General features: G+C 40.7%; 18 protein-coding genes and 1 pseudogene. 7 read left to right on the top strand and 12 right to left on the bottom strand.

Annotated elements, in window-relative coordinates; translation table 11 throughout:
- Window positions 1-147 precede the first annotated feature (147 nt).
- Together NSU15_RS01075 and NSU15_RS01070 are read right to left on the bottom strand one after the other, a co-directional pair.
- Window positions 148-870 (bottom strand): GntR family transcriptional regulator, encoded by a 723-nt coding sequence (locus NSU15_RS01075; RefSeq protein WP_042123374.1) that lies wholly within the window; start codon window positions 868-870, stop codon window positions 148-150.
- A gap of 130 nt (window positions 871-1,000) precedes the next feature.
- Window positions 1,001-1,189, bottom strand: a complete 189-nt coding sequence (locus NSU15_RS01070; RefSeq protein ID WP_042123373.1) for a hypothetical protein — start codon at window positions 1,187-1,189, stop codon at window positions 1,001-1,003.
- A 246-nt stretch (window positions 1,190-1,435) separates the two neighbouring features.
- On the opposite strand from NSU15_RS01070, the gene guaD reads away from it, so the two are divergent.
- The 4 genes from guaD (at window position 1,436) to NSU15_RS01050 (ending at window position 5,466) form a co-directional block, all read left to right on the top strand.
- Window positions 1,436-2,800: a guanine deaminase gene (gene guaD, locus NSU15_RS01065; protein ID WP_076116380.1), complete on the top strand. Its 1,365-nt coding sequence runs from the start codon at window positions 1,436-1,438 to the stop codon at window positions 2,798-2,800.
- A 38-nt stretch (window positions 2,801-2,838) separates the two neighbouring features.
- The gene (locus tag NSU15_RS01060) at window positions 2,839-4,191 is read left to right on the top strand and encodes a solute carrier family 23 protein (protein WP_339288796.1); all 1,353 of its coding nucleotides are present in this window, start codon (window positions 2,839-2,841) and stop codon (window positions 4,189-4,191) included.
- A 187-nt stretch (window positions 4,192-4,378) separates the two neighbouring features.
- On the top strand, window positions 4,379-4,861 hold the full coding sequence (locus NSU15_RS01055; RefSeq protein WP_042123368.1) for a sigma-70 family RNA polymerase sigma factor: 483 nt from the start codon (window positions 4,379-4,381) through the stop codon (window positions 4,859-4,861).
- Window positions 4,858-5,466, top strand: a complete 609-nt coding sequence (locus NSU15_RS01050) for a zf-HC2 domain-containing protein (RefSeq protein WP_339288793.1) — start codon at window positions 4,858-4,860, stop codon at window positions 5,464-5,466. Before NSU15_RS01055 ends, NSU15_RS01050 begins: the two co-directional genes overlap by 4 nt.
- 53 nt (window positions 5,467-5,519) lie before the next feature.
- Here the strand turns inward: NSU15_RS01050 and NSU15_RS01045 are convergent, their stop codons facing one another.
- The 4 genes from NSU15_RS01045 to NSU15_RS01030 form a co-directional block, all read right to left on the bottom strand.
- Complete coding sequence (locus tag NSU15_RS01045) at window positions 5,520-6,836, bottom strand: NAD(P)/FAD-dependent oxidoreductase (RefSeq protein WP_042123364.1); 1,317 nt, start codon at window positions 6,834-6,836, stop codon at window positions 5,520-5,522.
- 221 nt (window positions 6,837-7,057) lie between these two features.
- Window positions 7,058-7,705: a 2OG-Fe(II) oxygenase gene (locus NSU15_RS01040; RefSeq protein WP_042123362.1), complete on the bottom strand. Its 648-nt coding sequence runs from the start codon at window positions 7,703-7,705 to the stop codon at window positions 7,058-7,060.
- A 174-nt stretch (window positions 7,706-7,879) separates the two neighbouring features.
- Entirely contained in the window at window positions 7,880-8,080 is a 201-nt protein-coding gene (locus tag NSU15_RS01035; protein ID WP_042123360.1) for a cold-shock protein, read from the bottom strand.
- Between the two features lie 253 nt (window positions 8,081-8,333).
- Window positions 8,334-9,221, bottom strand: a complete 888-nt coding sequence (locus NSU15_RS01030; protein ID WP_339288790.1) for a DMT family transporter — start codon at window positions 9,219-9,221, stop codon at window positions 8,334-8,336.
- A gap of 366 nt (window positions 9,222-9,587) precedes the next feature.
- On the opposite strand from NSU15_RS01030, the gene NSU15_RS01025 reads away from it, so the two are divergent.
- Window positions 9,588-9,926: a hypothetical protein gene (locus NSU15_RS01025; RefSeq protein ID WP_042123357.1), complete on the top strand. Its 339-nt coding sequence runs from the start codon at window positions 9,588-9,590 to the stop codon at window positions 9,924-9,926.
- Between the two features lie 66 nt (window positions 9,927-9,992).
- Here NSU15_RS01025 and NSU15_RS01020 read toward each other — a convergent pair whose 3' ends face one another.
- The 4 genes from NSU15_RS01020 to NSU15_RS01005 all read right to left on the bottom strand — a co-directional run bounded on the left by NSU15_RS01020 (window position 9,993) and on the right by NSU15_RS01005 (window position 14,411).
- Window positions 9,993-11,813 carry a PrsW family glutamic-type intramembrane protease gene (locus NSU15_RS01020; protein ID WP_339288788.1) on the bottom strand — a complete coding sequence of 607 codons (1,821 nt, stop codon included), beginning with the start codon at window positions 11,811-11,813 and terminating at the stop codon, window positions 9,993-9,995.
- Between the two features lie 12 nt (window positions 11,814-11,825).
- A complete protein-coding gene (locus NSU15_RS01015; RefSeq protein WP_339288786.1) occupies window positions 11,826-12,452 on the bottom strand; it encodes a hypothetical protein in 627 nt (208 codons plus the stop codon).
- A 114-nt stretch (window positions 12,453-12,566) separates the two neighbouring features.
- Window positions 12,567-13,250, bottom strand: coding sequence for a Crp/Fnr family transcriptional regulator (locus NSU15_RS01010; protein ID WP_042123352.1), 684 nt, complete (start codon window positions 13,248-13,250; stop codon window positions 12,567-12,569).
- A gap of 234 nt (window positions 13,251-13,484) precedes the next feature.
- Entirely contained in the window at window positions 13,485-14,411 is a 927-nt protein-coding gene (locus tag NSU15_RS01005; RefSeq protein WP_042123350.1) for an alpha/beta hydrolase, read from the bottom strand.
- Window positions 14,412-14,546: 135 nt separating this feature from the next.
- Between NSU15_RS01005 and NSU15_RS01000 the strand changes: the two are divergent.
- Window positions 14,547-14,864, top strand: a pseudogene (locus NSU15_RS01000) (jacalin-like lectin); the annotation flags it as partial.
- 112 nt (window positions 14,865-14,976) lie between these two features.
- Window positions 14,977-15,153 carry a hypothetical protein gene (locus tag NSU15_RS00995; protein ID WP_170880194.1) on the top strand — a complete coding sequence of 59 codons (177 nt, stop codon included), beginning with the start codon at window positions 14,977-14,979 and terminating at the stop codon, window positions 15,151-15,153.
- 78 nt (window positions 15,154-15,231) lie between these two features.
- On the opposite strand, the gene NSU15_RS00990 is transcribed toward NSU15_RS00995, so the two are convergent.
- Both NSU15_RS00990 and NSU15_RS00985 read right to left on the bottom strand, forming a co-directional pair.
- A complete protein-coding gene (locus tag NSU15_RS00990) occupies window positions 15,232-17,421 on the bottom strand; it encodes a carbohydrate-binding domain-containing protein (protein ID WP_339288784.1) in 2,190 nt (729 codons plus the stop codon).
- 260 nt (window positions 17,422-17,681) lie between these two features.
- On the bottom strand, window positions 17,682-18,935 hold the full coding sequence (locus tag NSU15_RS00985) for a mechanosensitive ion channel domain-containing protein (RefSeq protein WP_042123344.1): 1,254 nt from the start codon (window positions 18,933-18,935) through the stop codon (window positions 17,682-17,684).
- Window positions 18,936-19,230: the final 295 nt, after the last annotated feature.

The following is a 19,230-nucleotide window of genomic DNA, read 5'->3' as shown; positions in this document are numbered from 1 at the left end:
GGAGTAAATTCACTGTAAAAAAGCTTGTATATTTTAATATTTGTAAAAATATAGGAACTAATTTCGAAGAGATCATGCTGGAGGACTTAACTCTATTTTGTTCAAAACAAAAAAAATAAGACCGAGAAAAATTCCCCAGTCTTACTTTTAGTCAACCGATACAAAGGTATTAAATTTTAAGAATTTGTAGTGGAATCGCATGTGCGAAAATTCAAAAGGCGTGCCATTATCCAAGAAGAAAATCCCCTCCATAATACTAACAGGCTCATTCTTCTCTAAATTCAGCAGTTCTTGATCATTGGAATCCGACGGCTCTGCAGATATGGATAAAAAGGATTTGGTAACCGCTAAATTGCGCGAATCCTCCAAATAATTAAAAATAGATCCTTCGATAATCGTCTGATTCAAATTTTGTACGATTTTTATGGGGATATACCCTGTTTCAATCATAAAGGGTTCATCTTCAAAGAGACGAAGTCGAACGATTTTGTAAACAAAGTCATGAGGCCCTAAAAACAAATCCCGCTGTAACTCTTCTGTTGGTGGGATGACCTCGAATTTCAGCACTTTGATTTTAGGCTTCTTGCCATGCATATGAAAATTGTCGGTGACCCCTAAATTAGAGCCTTCGTAATTAAAAATAGATTCATTTTTTATGTATAACGGGTTGATAAAGGTTCCTGAACCACGTTTTTTAAAAATAATGCCGGCATTCGCCATTTTAGTCAGAGCACTTTTAATGGAACTCCGACTCACTTGATAAGTCTCACTGAGACTCCGTTCATCCGGTAATTTCATATCAGGAAACTGCCCAGCAAAGATTTTCATTTTTAGATCATCAATAATTTGCTTGTAGACAAACTGTGTCATGAAGTACTCCTTTTAAGGTTGATACATGTTTATTTCACTCTTTACTATAACATAATAACTAAGCAGTTTATACGATTGCACTCATGACTTATTAATCAACCGGATGGATCGGATTGTTGGAATCTGTTCGTTATTTTCGGCGGCGGATGTTCATGCGATTATACATCACTAAACCGGCGATAACCATGCCCAGCGTACCTATACTACTCGCTACATCAGTCTGAAGACCAAACAAAATACATACGTTAGTAACCAAGCTTCTAGTAAGCAGGGCGACAATAATTAGCATGATCGGACGCCAAAAGTTATATCTTCTCATTTCAGTAACACTCCCTAACCCATTTTTCTCAAGCGCTTAACCTTATTAATCTATAAGTATTATAGCATAAGTAAGTAACCGCATACATTTTACGCAAAGATAACGTGAATTCATATGTTTCGATCTAATTAGAACATAATTCAGTATTCAATGCTCGTCTTTGTTCGACTTTAGGTATAGACTTATCATTTTTTACGGATTATAATAACAAACGAACACCAAAAGACGAACATTAAGGCGGAAATCATGACAGAATATATGCAAATATTCCTAGGTACTTCATTTTCAAGCAAATCACCGAAGGAAATTCAAATTTTAAAAGACCACCTCTACTGCATTAATACAGATGGGATGATAGAAAAGATCGTTTCACCAGAGGAACCCGACTATCAACTTTTACTAGATACTTATCAAGATCAAGATAACTTCCATCGATTAGCTGAAGGTCAGTATTTTTTGCCTGGCTTTATCGACTTGCATGTTCATGCCCCGCAGTGGGCTCAATCCGGTACTGCGTTAGACATTCCACTCTATGATTGGTTAAATACGTACACCTTCCCATTGGAGTCTAAATTTTCAGACCTGGATTTTGCAAAAAAGATCTACGATGACGTGGTTGATACTCTACTCGCGAACGGAACCACTACAGCTCTTTATTTTGCAACGGTGCATAAAGAAGCCAGCTTATTATTAGCCCAAATCTGTGCAGAAAAAGGACAGCGGGGACTCGTTGGAAAAGTGGTAATGGACGATCCTCAAGGGAATCCAGAAAACTATCGCGACACTGACACCGACACCGCACTTAAAGATACAGAAGAATTTATTCTAGCGGTAAAAGAACTAGCCAAATCTACTAAGCAAGGCGTTTATCCAGTAGTGACACCTAGGTTCATCCCAAGCTGCACAAATGAGGCTTTGCAAGGTTTAGGGGACTTAGCCGCAAAATACGATACGCATATTCAATCGCATTGTAGTGAAAGTGATTGGGCGCACGGTTATGTACAAGAACGATTCCAGAAGAACGATGCTTTTGCCTTGCATGATTTCGGTCTGCTCCGTGATAAATCTGTCATGGCACATTGCAATTTTTTAGATGAAGACGATGTAGATTTATTTGCGGAGACAGGAACAGCTATTGCGCATTGTCCAATATCAAACGCTTATTTTGCCAATAGTGTCATCCCTATCGCTCACTTTCATTCCAAGGGTGTGGAGATTGGTTTAGGGTCTGATATTTCCGGAGGTTTTTCACCTAGTCTCTTCGATAACATAAGACAAGCTGTAATGTCTTCACGAATGCTAGAGGATGGCGTTAATCCTTCTCTTCCTGCACAAGAGCGTGGTTTACTAGGATCTCGGATTAAGATTGATGAATCTTTCTATCTTGCTACCGCTGGCGGTGGTAAAAGTTTAAGCTTACCTATCGGTCGGATACTAGAAGGCTATACATGGGATGTTCAAATTATCGATACGAAAATACCATCGGCTAGATTGCCTATCTTTGATGGGAATGAAGATTTACACGACGTGTTTCAAAAAATGATGTATCTAGCTCGACCTGAGAATATCCGTGAAGTCTGGGTACAGGGTAACAAGGTTCATTCACGTTAAGGATCGATAAAACTAGAAAATATAAGGTGGGCATCTGAGTGGAAACACAAGCAAACGTGCAAGATCAAGCACCATTAAAGTCACAACTATTAACCGTTCTACCCGATGAAAAGGTTTCATTCAGTAAATCCCTCATCCTAGGCTTCCAACATGTATTGGCAATGGACGTTTATGTGGTTCCTTTCCTAGTTGCAATGTTAATCGGCTTACAACCGAATCAGTCAAGCGCGTTGATTCAATCCACCTTTATTGCTGCTGGACTTGCAACGATTGTGCAGACTTATTTCTGTATGAAGCTTCCGATCGCTCAAGGGCCTTCTTATGTTCCACTTGGTGCGATCGTCAGTATTTATGCAGCAAGTGGTGGCGGAGAGTTAGGTTGGAGTTCCGTGTTAGGTGCCAGTTTAATCGGTGCGATCCTGGTTATTATTCTGGGCTATGTCGGTATCTTTAATAAAATCGTTAAAAACTTTATCCCACCTATTGTAGGTGGTACGATCATATTCATAGTTGGTCTTTCTTTACTACCAGTTGCTATAAGAGACAATATCTATGGAGCCTCAGGCGCTTCCATCAACCAGAATGTATTATTAGCCCTTATTTCAGCGGGTACACTCCTTTTATTTGTAATTCTAGGTTCTATGTTCCGCAATAAAGGATCGATCTTCCGAATTATTTCCGTCATGATGGCGTTAGTAGTTGGATGTGTTGCTGCTAATATGATGGGTGTGTTAGACTTCTCAGCGATTAGCCAAGCGAATTGGTTTAGTATGCCGCGGATCGCTTTTGTGGATTTCGGATTTTCTTTCAACTTTTCTGCTATTATCACCATGGTCATTATTTATCTCGTACTGCTTGCTGAAACAACTGGTACCTGGTTTGCTGTCAGCAACGTAATCAATAAACCTTTAACAGACGAGCATATTAACAAAGGTGTTATCGGTGAAGGAATTGGCTGTCTTATTGCTTCTGCTCTCGGATCAACACCTGTTACAGGCTATTCAACCAATGCAGGCATTATCTCCATCACGGGTGTTGCCTCCCGCCGGGTCTTTCTTGCTGTAGGAGGATGGTTTGTCCTCTTCGGTTGTTCTGGTAAATTAGCTGCTCTGATCTCTTCAATTCCATCCGCTGTAATCGGCGGCGTCTTCGCTATCATCTGCGGGATTATCGCGATTAACGGTGTGCAGGTGATGAAGAACGTAACGATTGGCGAAAAAGAAATGTACATTATCGCAATACCGATGATTATAACGTTAGCTTTGGTACTCATTCCTAGCGATTACTTGCATTCCTTACCTTCATTCGTGCAATATTTGCTGGGCTCACCTATCCTAGCGGCTTCATTGGCTGCGATCTTATTGAATAAATTGTTGCCAAGTGGAAAATAGAAGAAACAAACGGACAAACGGACATCAATGATGTCCGTTTTTTCTGTTTTTTATCAACTTAAATCCTGACATTGCCTGCAAAATCCTTTATGATGATGTTTCTTTCAAAGATTTTAATTTCAAAAGTTTATATAAGGCTGTAACGTTTATAGCATTTTACGGATATATAACTTGAGGAGGTGAACGGATGCAGGACAACGGGGAATTATACAGGGAATATTCAACCCAAGTATATAAATTCGTTTTCAGTTTTTGTCATAATCATTTACTGGCAGAAGAAATCACCCAAGAAACCTTTTATAGAGCTATAAAGTCCATACACAAATATGATGGAACCTGCAAAGTATACGTATGGCTTTGTCAGATTGCTAAGCATGTGTGGTATCAGGAGCTGGACAAGCAGAACAAAAGGAAGACTCAAGAATTAGAAGACCCTGCTTTTTCAAACGAAAATTCAACAGAAACTCAATTCATTTTAGCTCAAGATAAAATGGAGTTATTTAAACAGCTTCATTTACTTGATCCCAATACCAAGGAAGTATTGTATCTGCGTTTGACCGGAGAATTCAGCTTTCGGGAAATTGGTGAAATTCTCGGAAGGGATGAGACTTGGGCAAGAGTTACCTTTTACCGCGGAAAACAAAAATTGATGAAAGGAAGATCTTCATGAAATGCGAGATCATTCAGGATTTATTGCCCTCCTATATTGAAAAACTAACCTCTGTACATAGCAACGAAGAGATTGAAAAACATCTGCAAACCTGTGAAAGCTGCCTTCAGTCCTATAACGAAATGACCGCAACAGCAGATCTAATTGTGCCTATTGTTGATAAAGAAGAAGTTAGCAAACTTAATTATTTTAAAAAGGTCAAATCAAAAAATATAAAGACGCTCGCCTTTTCCATTTTAACGGTAATCCTACTGGCTGCTGCTCTTATTGGACTTTTTGTAATTGGTTTCCCTGTATCCTCTAAAGATGTGACCATCGATTATCAGAAGACAAAGACTCATCTGGAGGTTCATCTAACTTTGGAAAATGGTAAAGACTTGGTGTTCTCAGGAAAAACTAAATTTATCCGCGATGAAAATAATAATGTGATTGGTTCCGAAACTAGGTATACCCCTAGGGGCTTGATTCACAATCCCTTTGATGATGTAGGTAAAAAAGTTATGTTGGGGACGGAGATTCAAACCGATCTGGATTTCCCAAACAAGTTTATCCTTGAATTCAAAGATAAAACTATGACGTTCATTAATGGTGTTTTGGTGGAGTAGACATTGCAGTTAAACGAAAAAAGACACCCTTTAAGGTGTCTTTTCTCTTCGTATCATTCAGAATTAGTTGCTATATGATCAGCAAGCCCTTTTGCTGCAGCATAACCTGAACTCCAAGCCCACTGCAGGTTGTATCCACCACAGTCTCCATCCACATCCATCACCTCACCCGCAAAATAGAGCCCGGGAACAAGCCTGGATTCCATCGTTTCTTGGTTGATGTCCATTGTGTCGATGCCTCCGGCTGTAGTTTGGGCGAAAGTAAAGTTATTGGTACCTATGACTGTGAATTCCCAATTCTTCATGATTCGATAAATTATTTTTTTCGTATTCCACGATAAATCCTGACAAAGCAGGTTAGGCTGCTGATTGATGCCTGCTTCCTTCATTAATACAGGAATTAGCTTCTTGTTGATAATGCCGATAAAGGATTCCGCAACAGTCCGGTGCCCGAATGTACCCCAGTGCATTTCCAGAAAATCAATTACTTCTTCGCCACTGCGGTCCGGCATTAATTCGACCGATATCACCACAGGCTTCTCTTCAGCTAAGTTATAAGAAGCAACTCGACTAAGCTGGAGAATGGCTGGACCGGAGATACCATAGTCGGTGAAAAGAATCTCGCCATATTCGCTGCGGATCGTTTGACCGTCCACCATGATATGAGCCATTCCCTCGAATTTGACACCTGACAATGCCTTTAGATGCGGATAATCCAGCTTCAATTGAACAATGGCCGGCAAAGGCTCAATAAGCGTGTGCCCTAAACGTTGAGCCAGGGTGTACCCGGAACCGTCCGTTCCCGTTTTCGGAGCGGTAAGACCGCCTGTACATAGAAAAAGATAATCACTGGTTAATACAACCTGCTCCTCCGACTCTGTCTGGCAAACAATCCTAAAACGTGGATGATCTATCGACACAGTAACATCCAACACTTTATGATTAAAATACACAGGCACATTCCGGTCCTTCATCGCAAGCTGGAAAATATCCAACACAGAGCCAGCCTGCAGTGACATCGGATACATCCGACCATCCTCCAAGCTTGTTAGCGGAAGTCCGAGCATTCTAAAAAAGTCGATGGTTTGTTGGATACCAAATTGCTGCAGCGCAGACAATGGAAAGTCAGGCTGAGTACTGTGATACTTATATAATAAAGCAATCGTCTCCTCCGGCTCCATCGTTGTAGAATTATTCGTAATATTACAGCGACCGTTTCCTGTCGTTAATATCTTTTTGCCAATCCGGTCGTTGCCCTCCAATATAGCTGCATCAATACCAAAGTCACTCGCAGTAATGGCAGCCATTAACCCTGCAGCGCCCCCACCAATAATAAACAGCTTGTGATGATTACTTTGAAACTCTCTCATGATGTTAGATTCACCCTATTTGAAATAGTGAATAAATATTATAACATAGTGACTAGTAAATCCTCCAATCAATACTCCGATCCCCCTTAGCCTCTCTCCAATCTATAGAAATTATCAGTAAAATTACTTACTTTAATATAAAAAGACACCCTTTAGGGTGTCTTGTCTGGAAGATATATTGACTGTAGTAAGTGAGATTAAAAAAATACAATAACTTACATCTAGGAAGAGCGAAGGACTTGTCTTCTCATCCACATCGTTGCAACCCACTTTTCGCCTTTGATTACTGGCATACCTGCATGTAAGGTGGACTCGTTTAATTCATGATTATCATAAAAATATTCGAAGTAGACCGCCATACCTTTGTTAGGGCTCACAGATAAATTAAGCATAGGGAAATCTGTTTCTCCACCTTCCTCCACATCATTCAAATACATCACGAGCGTACTAATTCGATTATTGCTACTTGCTCGACTCGTTTGTGCGAAGAAATCATGATGGGGTAGATACTCTTGACCAGGGATATACAAAAGGACTTGCAAGCCATCACCGTGCTCGATAGGGATATTCATAATTTGTGAGAATCGTTTCTCGATTCTTGTAACCGTCTCATTCTCCTCACAGAACACACCGCTGCTCGTTCTAATTGAATTGACCACATGGTCTTCGCCTATTTTCGAACGTTGCAATCGTTCTCTAGAATACTCAATTAACTCATTACATTCCTCATCGCTAAGCACGTTTCCTAACAGGACAACCAGCGGCTCTTCATACTTGGCAAGAATTCGAATTTCTCTGTCTTCTGTCTTGATCGTATTTCCAGCATGATCGAATATCGTCCGTTCTTTGTCTGTCGTATTCCCTATCATCCTTATACAGCTCCCAAGTTATAACATCAATCACCAAAAAACATACCATAAAATGGTTTTATTTGCTTGATTAACTTCAGAACATCAAAAGATTCAGGATATCAGCCCGTTCTTTATCCCCTGAAAAAAAATAAAAAAGCCCCAAACATATTGTTTGGGGCTTCGAGCTCTATATTAGAGTTTTACGACATTCTCAGCTTGTGCTCCGCGATTGCCTTGTACGATATTAAATTCAACACGTTGACCTTCGTCCAAAGATTTAAAACCGTCTCCAGTGATTGCGCTGAAATGTACGAATACATCACTACCGCCCTCAACTTCGATAAATCCAAATCCTTTTTCTGCGTTAAACCATTTCACTGTGCCTGTTTCCATACTAATTACCACCTAATTTTAATTTACATGACATTCTTATCTCTAAAAATAAAAAATACACATATGGTACAAGGTTATTAATTCAAGAACAACCCTCTACACTATGTGTATTTATTAGGACGCTACTTCAATAAATTTATTATAACATATCTAAGTCTATTAAGATACTAATTCACAAGTATATGAATAAATTGGTGAAAATAAGGGCTGTAACCCGGAGAATTAATGAGTCTCCGAGTCTCTCCCCCTCAGGCTATTCCACCGGGTTTAATATCGCACTTTTTCGTTGATACGTAGATAACATAACTCCTGTCAGAATGAACAATGACCCTAACACTTCCACACCTGTGATGGGTTTGTACAGTAATATTAATCCCATAATCATGGCTACAAAAGGCTCTAAATTAGATAATACAGACGCTTTTGAAGCATTAACATGTCGAATATTGTTATTCCAAATCAGAGTAGCTATGCCATGTACAACAATGGCGGTTCCAATCAGCAGAGCCCAATCCGTAATATTCGAGCTCATTCGTATAGGCGTATCTAGCGAGAAGGCAAAAGGGACCGATAATATAAAACCCACCAGATTTGAATATAAAGTAATCGTGAGTGGATCTATTCTTTGCGAGAGTACCCTAGTCATAATAATCATAATTGCGAATGTTATCATCGTCACAACAATCCACAGTAGTCCTTTGTCAAAATGTAACGAGGATGATCCACCTTTTACAACGACAAAATAAATGCCTATGATCGCTAGAATGGACCCTATGAGCATACGAATCGTTAATTTTTCTTTTAAAAAAACAGCGGCTAACAAGCCCGTTAAAATAGGAGTCATAGCTAAGATAATTGCAGATGTCGTTGGATCAGCCGTTTGCAGCCCTTTAAAAAAGGACCATTGATTAATAAACACACCAATAACACCTAAAGATAAAATTAGTAGGACATCCGATTTACCCACCAGCTTAAAACTCTTTTTGTAAGCTGTTATTCCAACTAGACATAACACTATAAATAAAAGTCTCAGTGATGTTAACAGACTGGGGGAGAAGTCCTGAACTAAGATCTTTCCAAACACAAAGTTGCTACCCCATACGACTACACAAAAAGTGAGCCAACCATAAGCTTTCAGCATTTAAATCACCTTTCAATAATACCGACTACACAGCTTTCATAACAGCCTTACGCCAAAAAAAATAGACCCCACCCATCGTAAGATACGGGGTCTATTGTACTGTTGGTTAGTAAGCATCGGTTCTTCTTTGTGTCTATTATAACCTCCATGGGTTATTCATGCGCTTAATTTATAAAGGGAATAATATCCACATGACATTGTAAGCCACTGTTCATTCTTGCAATGAGCTGTCTTCTCGTTTAACGCATAATCCAGAAAACATTTCATCCCCCGCGAAACATAGTAAAGAATCTTCGAAACGCCCATTCACTTTTCTCCGCTTCTACATACAATGTTTTAGCCCATCCATTAAGGAGTGACAAGATTATGTCATTTTTACCACCTCCAAGTTTCCCAGGATTCCCAGGGCAACCGGGACAGGCGGGACAGCCAGGCCCCGGGCAACCAGGACTCACAGCACCCAGCTCACCTCCCCCAGAATTCATCCCTCAGCAATCTGCGGTTTCGCCCCTTGCTGTCGACCCGGGAGCAATTGCTGGCTGTTTGTTTCGGAATACGTACATTTGGCTTGTCAATAGAAATCAATTCTGGTTTTACCCGGTTTTCGTAGGACGTACCTCGGTTGCTGGATTTCAGTGGAACGGAAGGTTCTGGGTGTATACAGGATTGAGCTTGGAGTCCATCCAATCCTTTACATGTTTCTAAATGAGCACGCAAACAAGCTCCGTTCCACTAGGAACGGAGCTTTTGGCTCTACGTCAAAGTTAATTATCATTTCACCCTTAATGCCTGGCCACAGCGTGCACAGTAGCGAGTACCTTGAGGAGACATTGACCCGCAGCCTTCACAAAAAAGCTCCTGCGTCTTAGGCTTCACTTGATCGTCATGCCTTATCGCCTCATGCGTGGTTGGATTTAACATATTCAATGCATGGAACTCCTCTCTTCTTCCCCTGCGAATGAGTGAGAACAATAAATAGAGACCCACAAACCCGACTAAGGCCATAGCACCCGCCTTCATCAGACCCGATTCAAAGTGATAATTCCATAATGCATGCATCACGACTGCTGCCAAAAACATCTCCATTGCACGTCGCCCTTTCGTCCACGGCTTACTGCCACCCAAGTTCGAGTTCTTATGCATGCTGCTTGCATACCAGATACCCACAGTTGCAATAGCAGTCCATGTTCCATGACCGAAGGGAGATAATAATGCTCTCATCCATAGGACGGCGAGCATTCCAAGTGAAGAGGCATCATCAATATGTACCCATCCATAAATAATACTTTCCACTGCAGCAAATCCCATTCCTGCTGCGGCACCAAACACCACTGCATCCATCAGAAAATGGATTTTTCGCGTCCGAACGAGCATCACACAGACTAATAATTTTGCAGTTTCTTCAATTAGAGCTACAGACAACGGTACGTAAAGCTGCGAAAAGTCGGAGGAATTTGCTTTTACTTCAAAAAGCCAAATCCGCTCTAAATACCAAGCCAGAGGGATAGCAACAATCGCCGTGGACACAAAAACTAAACCAAGCCTCCTCTGGCGAAAGCCTATTAACTGCTGACTTCTCATAAAAGCTACGAATGCTACAGGACCCACAACACCTCCAACAATTAAAGCGGCGATCTTCCACCATTGGCTATGAAGGAATAGTGCCAAGAAGGATAAGACAAGGAATCCACCTACCAGCCAGAGTAATTGCTCCATCCACTTGTCCTTGGCCTTAGGTAGCGATTTATTATCCTCTACAATAGACTCCCCGCCAAAGGCGATAGTAACTTTCTCCAACATATGAGGTGTTCGTATATTTAGAACCTCTATGAGTTGTTGACGAACCGGAGCATAATAGTCAAGTATAGTTAAGAATTCTAACTTACCCATGATCAGTAATTCACTATCTTCTACCGCGATCAACGTGTGCGAGGAAACCGTGTCCGTTAGTAACTCTGTCTCTCCATAAAAATCCCCTTCTCGAAGAATAGTCTTACGCCGCTTTCGGCTGCAAAGCTCGATGCTTCCGCTGCTTATCATGAGAAATTGATCAACATCCGTACCTTCCGCGATAATCTCTTCGCCCTTCGTTACTTTCTTAATCGTTGTAATCTCTGCAAGACCCCGAAGTTCAGCATCAGGTATGACCGACCAGATTGTCGCTTTGCGAAGCATACTATGGATCATTCGAATCCGTATGTTCACAAGCACACTCTCATAAAATAGCGGACTCAGGCTCGCCAAATATTCGAACGAGGAACGGTCCAGACGCAACGCCTTTACTGGTCCGATTGCCGTAACACTAGCTGATCTTTGTACGTTCCGAATAAGACCGATCTCTCCTACTAACTCTCCCGGTCCAAGTTCAGCTAAGAGCAGCGCCTTTCCAACTAAGTTCACCGAGGTGACTTGCACTTTCCCTTGCCATATAATGAAACAGTCCTTAGAGGTGGACTCTTCCATAAGAAGTCGTTGTCCATCCTCTAAAGACATAAGTTTTATAGCGTTAATTACATTTCGTAGCTCATCATCAGGAATACCTCGTAATAACGGATGATCACGTAGAAAATCGACTGCAGCACTTGGTATCATAGTTTTAATTCATCACCGCATATTTCCTATAATACTATTTCTGGAATCTTCCATTTTCTTAACAAAATTCGTCATTACATCGAAAGCTTCGTTCCGCTTATTGGATAAACTTTGCAGGCGCAGCATGTCCATTTGCTGACTATTACTTGCACTATCAATCTGTGACTTGATTTGTCCCAACAGACTCTCAAGCTCGCCTTTTGTTTGCGGTATAGCCATACTCATGGCAGTAAACATGGCACCCTTGTCATCTGCCAGATTCACAGCAGCGTTGGCCTCAGTACCTGAAGGAAGCTTCCCTAGCTCTTCATTGATAATTCCCAACAATTGATTCAGTTTTGAGATTGTTTCATTCTTGGCTTGTACGGATTCGATTTGGTCTTTCAACTGATTTTCTAACATACTTGCACGACTAGACTGTACAGCCATCAATGCTGTTTCAAGATCCATACCCTGAATATTAACCTGTGTCACACCACCCACTCCATTAACGCTGCCTACCGAATTTTGCGTGGCATTTCCATTCAGGGCATCCTTAACGGAGTTATAGACAGCATCGTTATATAACAAGACCCCGCCTACAATGATTCCCAGTACAAAAGTACCTGACATAGATAAAACCAATTTTTTAACACTCATTCCAGTTCCTCTTTTCATTTATTAATAGTCGTTCGTGTTCTTTGTTAATACTGTTATATCATTTAGGTCGATTAATGTTCTGTAACCCCAATTACAATTTTCAAATATCCAAATTTAAATTACGTCAAGTATATTTCTAAGTCTATCTATGTTACACACGAGTATCTTTCTCTGATCAATACGTATCAACTGCTCATCCTGTAATCCAAGCAATGATTTTGTCACGGTCTCACGCGCCGTTCCTGTCATATCTGCCAGGTGTTGATGCGTTAGCTTCAAATCGATTAGAACACCTTCATCACTGGGCACGCCATGCTGTTCTGTTAGACGCAACAACACGCGAGCAATGCGCGTACGCACGTCAATAACAGTCAAGTCTGTTATTAATTTATTGGCATCACGTAGACGATCTAAGGCTGTTTCCAAAATGCCGATTAGTATTTCTGGGTTACTTTTTAATAGGGGAATGAAATCGCGTTTTTTCAGAATACATAAGGTGGACTTCTCAATGGTCCTTGCAGAAGCAGAGCGTGTTCTTTCATTTTGCAGCAAAGCCATCTCTCCAAAGAAGTCACCTTCTCTAAAAATAGAAAGGATCACATCCCTAGAGTGGTTATCTTGATAGATTTGAACAACTCCTGAGATCACCAGATAGAGTTCCTCTCCCTCTTCACCTTCAAAAAAGATGGACTCTCCTTTTATATAAGTACGCTCACTACATAGCTTGGCAATTTCAGCTAAATATTCATCATCAAGATGTTCGAAGAACGGGAAATCTCGTAACAGTTGTGGGTTCATCTTCAAGAGCTGCCTCCAGTGTAAATAGTTAATTCTTTTAGGATTGAGTAAGCCTCAACTCTAGCAATAGCTAAGCTTTAGGACCATCCTTTATTGTAATGCTTTTAAATTAAGATAAATAGTGACAGCAGTCATCAAATTATTATGACATTTTTACATTTTATGGATGATAAAATAAAAAAGAATCAAACGCGTGGATCATCGAAAAGATGCCCACGGCTTGATTCATTTTTTCTACTTGAAAGCTCCTCGTAAAGCCTCAATTCTTCGTGTTACACTCTGCTGCACAATTTCACTTTTTTCAGCTATATCATACCCATGAACGGTTCCCTTGGTGTGATACAATTCAACCTGAACCCCACTTTTTTGTAAAGCCTCTGCGTAATGAATTCCTTCGTCCCGCAAACAATCAAACTCTGTAATTTCAACATAGGCGTCAGGCAAGCCTTTTAATGATGTTGCTTCCATAGGAGATGCATATTCTCTCTTGCTAGCGGCTACTCCATTCTTGAGATACAATTCCCACATTTTCTTATTAAGTTTGGAGTTCCACAGTGGTGTGTCTGTAAACTCTTTAATGGATTCCGTAGTCTGTCTTGCATCTGTTACTGGATAAAGTAGCATTTGATAACAAATAAGAGGAGCTTGCCTATCGCGTGCCATTAAAGTCACTGCAGCAGCAAGTGCGCCACCCGCGCTATCTCCCCCAATTGCTATTCTACTCTTATCAATGCCTAAGGCGTCCGCATGATTGCAGACCCACTCGAATGCTGCATAACAATCCTCGACACCAAATGGAAAAGCGTATTTCGGGGCTAGTCTATAATCCACAAATACCACTATGCAAGGTGTTTTTGAAGCATACTCACAGACCCAATGGATATGAGCAGGTGCTGCTTTTAGGACAAATGCTCCTCCATGAATGTAAATAAGGCAAGGAGCATTCTTTGGAATACCATCAGGTTCAATTATCGTCAGCTCAACGCTTCCGTCTTTATAGCCTGAAATAACTTCTTTCGTTACATTCACGCCTTCAGTAGAGTTGAATTTTCTCGCACTTCTCGCTATGAGTTTATTCAAAATTGGCAATATCAAAGGATTTAAAGGGAGTTTTGTCTTCGCGTAGGGTTCAAAGTCGCTATGGATGTTGTATTTATCCACTGGATTCCTCCTCTAATTAGTACTCTTAATACATATTAGCAAATCATACTACTCAGTCTATGTATATAGAAGGCTTGAAGTAAAGCCGTATCCACAAGCAGTCCAACCTCCGTAACCTTAAAAGGAGCAAGCCGTCTAGATTCCATAGCTATGCAATACGCCGATGGAACCTCGCTGTTGAATGGCGGCACAGGCGGTACAGCAGCATCGCTCACACTTAACAGCGGGGAGTTCATCACAAGCGCTGTGGTGTACAAAAACAGCTATAAAGGCAGCGATCGGATATTCTATCTTGAATTGACAACAAATCAAAACCGCAAAGTAGCCGCAGGGACAAAAAGTGGAACCTCTTACACTTTGTCTGCTCCTTCAGGTAGCTATGTCGCAGGTTTCTTAGGTCGTGGTGGAGATAACTTAGACAAGCTGGGCCTGATTTTCAAGACATTACAGTAAGATAACATCCAAAATAATGGCATATAGAATGAAAATACATTACGAATAGCCTCACAGTAGCCAGCACATAATAAAATTCACAACCATTAGGTAATCAAGGAGGAATTTTCAATTGAGTGCAAATCAACCAGACAAGAATCTGATCAACACCGTAAAAGAATTGGAAGCCACTCCCGTAAACAGCCTGGAAGCCCAACAGCAGCAACAAGCCCGTAATGATCGCCGCAAACAAGCTCAGCATGACAGCAATGGAAAATTCACGGAAAATGAAACCGGGAACTTTCATTAGACTCGTCAGCAATATTTTCTTTTCAAGATGAAAAAATAAAAAAGACACCTGAAAGGGTGTCTTTTTTATTACTCATATCTACAGCAGCTTGCTTAATATAGACGCAAGATCTGCGCGAGTCATTGTACCCGTAAGAGTATTTGGAAAAAGCTCGTCTACCGCAATATTTAATCCATTCAGTTCCACATATCTCGATATAACAGCTTTCATCTGCTCAGCAGTCAGGTTAGCATTGGGCATGAAATTTCCTTTTCCATCGCCAATAACAAGTCCATTTTCAACTGCCCAACCAACATACCCACTATACCAGCTATTTTTCACAACATCATTGAAGGCGTTGGATTCAGTCTGCTTTATATTAAGAAGTCTACCAAGAGTTGTAATCGCAGTTGCACGTGTTACTGGTGAATTTGGTGAAAATTGAGTAGAGCTCGTTCCAATCATAATTCCTTTTTCATACAAAGTCTTAATGGCATTATAAGACGCATCGTCTGACTTCACATCCGTGAAGGGTGGCATACCGATTGAAAATTGCCATTGTGATACCCCTGTGTAGGTTTCGTTAGAAGACACAACCGCAATGGTAAGACGGTATTGTCCATCCTCCTTAGGCATAATCTTAGAGTAATCATCCTTTAACTCAGAAAGAAGATACGTTTCAGAATAGTTCTCAGAAGGTACGTCCGTTACTGTTAGCTGAATATCACTTTCAGGAACATTTGCACTTGCTGTAACTCCCTTCAATACAACACTTTTACCAGAAGCTACACTTTGAATGCCGGCTCCGTCATTGACGGTAAAGGTAACTTTTGTTTTACCGCTATTATCAGTTGCCTCGGAAATACCTGAAAAGCTATGAATAGAGTCGGTTATTTTAAATACTGTAGAACCTTCACCGCTTACTGTTGTGTTTTGTCCGTCTGGATTAAAGCCACCTTCTGGTTTTCCTTGCATCCCATCAGGAATTGATGGAGGTGTACCTTCTGGTTTTTCTCCAGTAGTAGGACGCTCTCCTGTTGGAGGAGCAGCTTGGCCGTTGTCACCACTAGGACGATTACCACCAAAGCCTCCGCCACCCATCATACCAAATGAATTTCCTGTATATTGTTGCTGAACTCCATTAATGTACAGATGATATTCAGTATTGAGCTTAAGGTCAGCCGATGAGAAGGTTACGCTTTGAAAGTTCTTTTCCGCAGTATGGCTTAGTAATTCATTTCCTGCCGAATCTTTTAATGAAATTATACTTCCCTTCGCTTGTGTCGTAGCAAAAGAAAACTCCATAAACGGTTGCTTGGATGTAGAAGAGGTCGCATCATTACGCGTTCCTAGTGCAAGCACCGTACCACCATTAATGGTAATATCCTTATCTGCATCGATACCGCCGTCAGGACTACGGTCGTTAGCCATAGTAACAATAGTTCCTCCGTTAATCGTTAAGTAGCCATTGGAGTCAATCCCATCACCTTCTGCTCCTAGACCTGCATTCACATAAAGATATCCACCATTGATACTTGTAACCGATATTCCATCCTCATTCGTATTGATTCCATCATCCTGGGATTGAATATAAACCTTTCCACCATTGAGAGCCAAATGCAGCTCAGAATCGAGCCCTTCGTTAGCAGCAGTAATATGTAGCTCTCCTGTTCCTTTAGCTTCTCCAGAAATGTTCATGGACATTTTAGAATAGAAGGCTCCATCATACTTATGCAGTTTTTTCGTTGTGCCCTCTTTATAAATTCGTGCGACATAAGAGCCATTTACAGTGTTTACAGAGCCATCTGCTAAAATAACCTGTGCACCTGCATGACTAAGATCGACAATTCCTTTAGTGTCCTCTGTATTGGAGTACGGCTCATATACATTGTAGAAAATAACTGCCGGAGCAACTGTACTCGTAATATCTGCTCCATCTAGAATAAGTGTTACTACCGCTGTAGGGTCAGAAGCCGCATCCTCCCCAAGATCAATTGCAAGCTGTCCTTTCGATAACTTGCCTGTTACACGATAAACGCCCGGTTTTGTAATGGTCACAACTGTATGCTTAGCTGCTTCCTCCGCACTGTGTGTATCTGAATCTGTACCTTCTCCATAGCTACTGTCATGTCCGTCCTCATAATACACAATGCTAGCTCCCGTATATACAGCGGCCGATGAACTCGTTGACGCCTTCTGTCCATCAACGGTTACTGCTGAATCCGAAAGATTAATAACCGTTTCCTTCGTAGTTGTACTAGCAGAAGCAACCCCCACTACACTAGTCATTGTCAAGATTAAGACAAGCATAAGAGACATTGTACGCTTCAGCATACTATATCACTGCCTTTCGATAGATTTTATACACGATTAGTTTACATTTCTATTCTTAAACAAAGCTTATATTGAACTGAAAGTTAGCTGAAAATACAGTGATTGCATTGCTAGCAAATACAAAATACACCATCCTCATAAGGATGGTGTTCATAATGTTGGAAACCAAGGGGATTCGCTCTCTTTACAATCACTCAGTTTATCTCCGCTCCATCTCAATATTCCCGAGAAAATTGCGCGCTCTCTTTTAGATGGACGATATCATGGCCGGTTGGATTTTGGAAAGCACGAAGTCCAAATGTCGGCATAACCGCAAAAATGTGGTCGAAGATATCCGCTTGAACCGATTCATATACTCCCCAGTTAATATCATTACTGAAAGCATAAATTTCCAATGGCAGACCGTTATCTCCCGGTGCTAACTGTCTGACGATCAGTGTCATATCCTTATGAATTTTCGGATGATTTCTCAAATATTGATGGATATATTCTCTAAATACACCCACATTCGTAAGTTGTCTACCGTTGACCATACTATCTGTATTAATCTGATGTTCCAGGTTGTACGTGTTAATTTCATTCAGTCTTGTCGTGACATAATCGGTAAGGTATTGAATCTTCATAAATTCATCAATCAGCTCTTGGGAACAAAAGCTTATGCTGCTCGTATCGATATAAATGCTTCGCTTAATTCTTCTGCCACCAGATGCTTGCATACCTCTCCAATTCCTGAATGAGTCCGAGATAAGAGCGTAGCTCGGAATCATCGTGATTGTCTTATCGAAATTCATAACCTTTACTGTGTTTAATGTAATGTCGATCACATCACCATCCGCATTGTATTTAGGCATTTCAATCCAGTCACCGACACGCACCATATCATTCGATGATAATTGAACACCTGCAACAAGGCCTAATATGGAATCTTTAAAGATTAGCATTAGAACAGCCGATAAGGCACCAAGACCACTGAGAATAATTAAAGGATTCTGACCGATGAGGTTCGAGATCACCACGATACCACCGATGATGAATAGAACGATTTTTCCTACCTGAATGTATCCCTTAATGGGTCTAATCTTGGAAACCTCGAACGAACGATATATCGCATCAAGGGCATTGAGCAATGCATCAAACACCATGATAGTTACGATAATCATATACGTTAAAGCAAATTTTTCAATTATAGATTGGTAGGATGGGAAGATAGATGCCGAATAATAGATAATGATTGCTGGCATGAGATGCGACAGCTTATGGAATACTTTCTTCTCCAAAATGACATTGTCCCACGTATAACTATTGTTATTGATGATATGAATAATTGTCTTTAATACGATTTTTTTGGCTATAAAATTAACCATTATGGAGACCACAGCTATAAAAACAACCATGATCAAATTTGAGAGATACCCAATCATTTGTTCACTTATGCCATATCCGTCTAGATGATTTTTGATAAATTCCATTGTTTCCTCCTAAAGCAGTTTAGATCAGTCTATTATTATAAATTAGATTCTAGTACTACGCAAAATTCAAGTTACCATCAATAGGGTGATTTGGGGGAAGAGGGCTGAGCTATCTTTTCTCATATAGGGCTTCATGCGTCAGAGGCTCGGTTCATTTAACTGGGTTGGCTGAAAAAAACTATAGCTGGGCAAAAAGAGAGCCGAGTATATAAGAGAGACTGGAAGAGTTTGGACTAAAGCAAAAGACACCCCTAAGGGTGTCTTTACTTCATATGGAGCCGATGGAAATCGAATC

It is taken from the genome of Paenibacillus sp. FSL E2-0201 (assembly GCF_037963325.1).
GTDB lineage: Bacteria > Bacillota > Bacilli > Paenibacillales > Paenibacillaceae > Paenibacillus_AQ.
The sequence above is the reverse complement of the archived record's forward strand: the minus strand, read 5'-3'. Positions and strand labels throughout refer to the sequence as shown.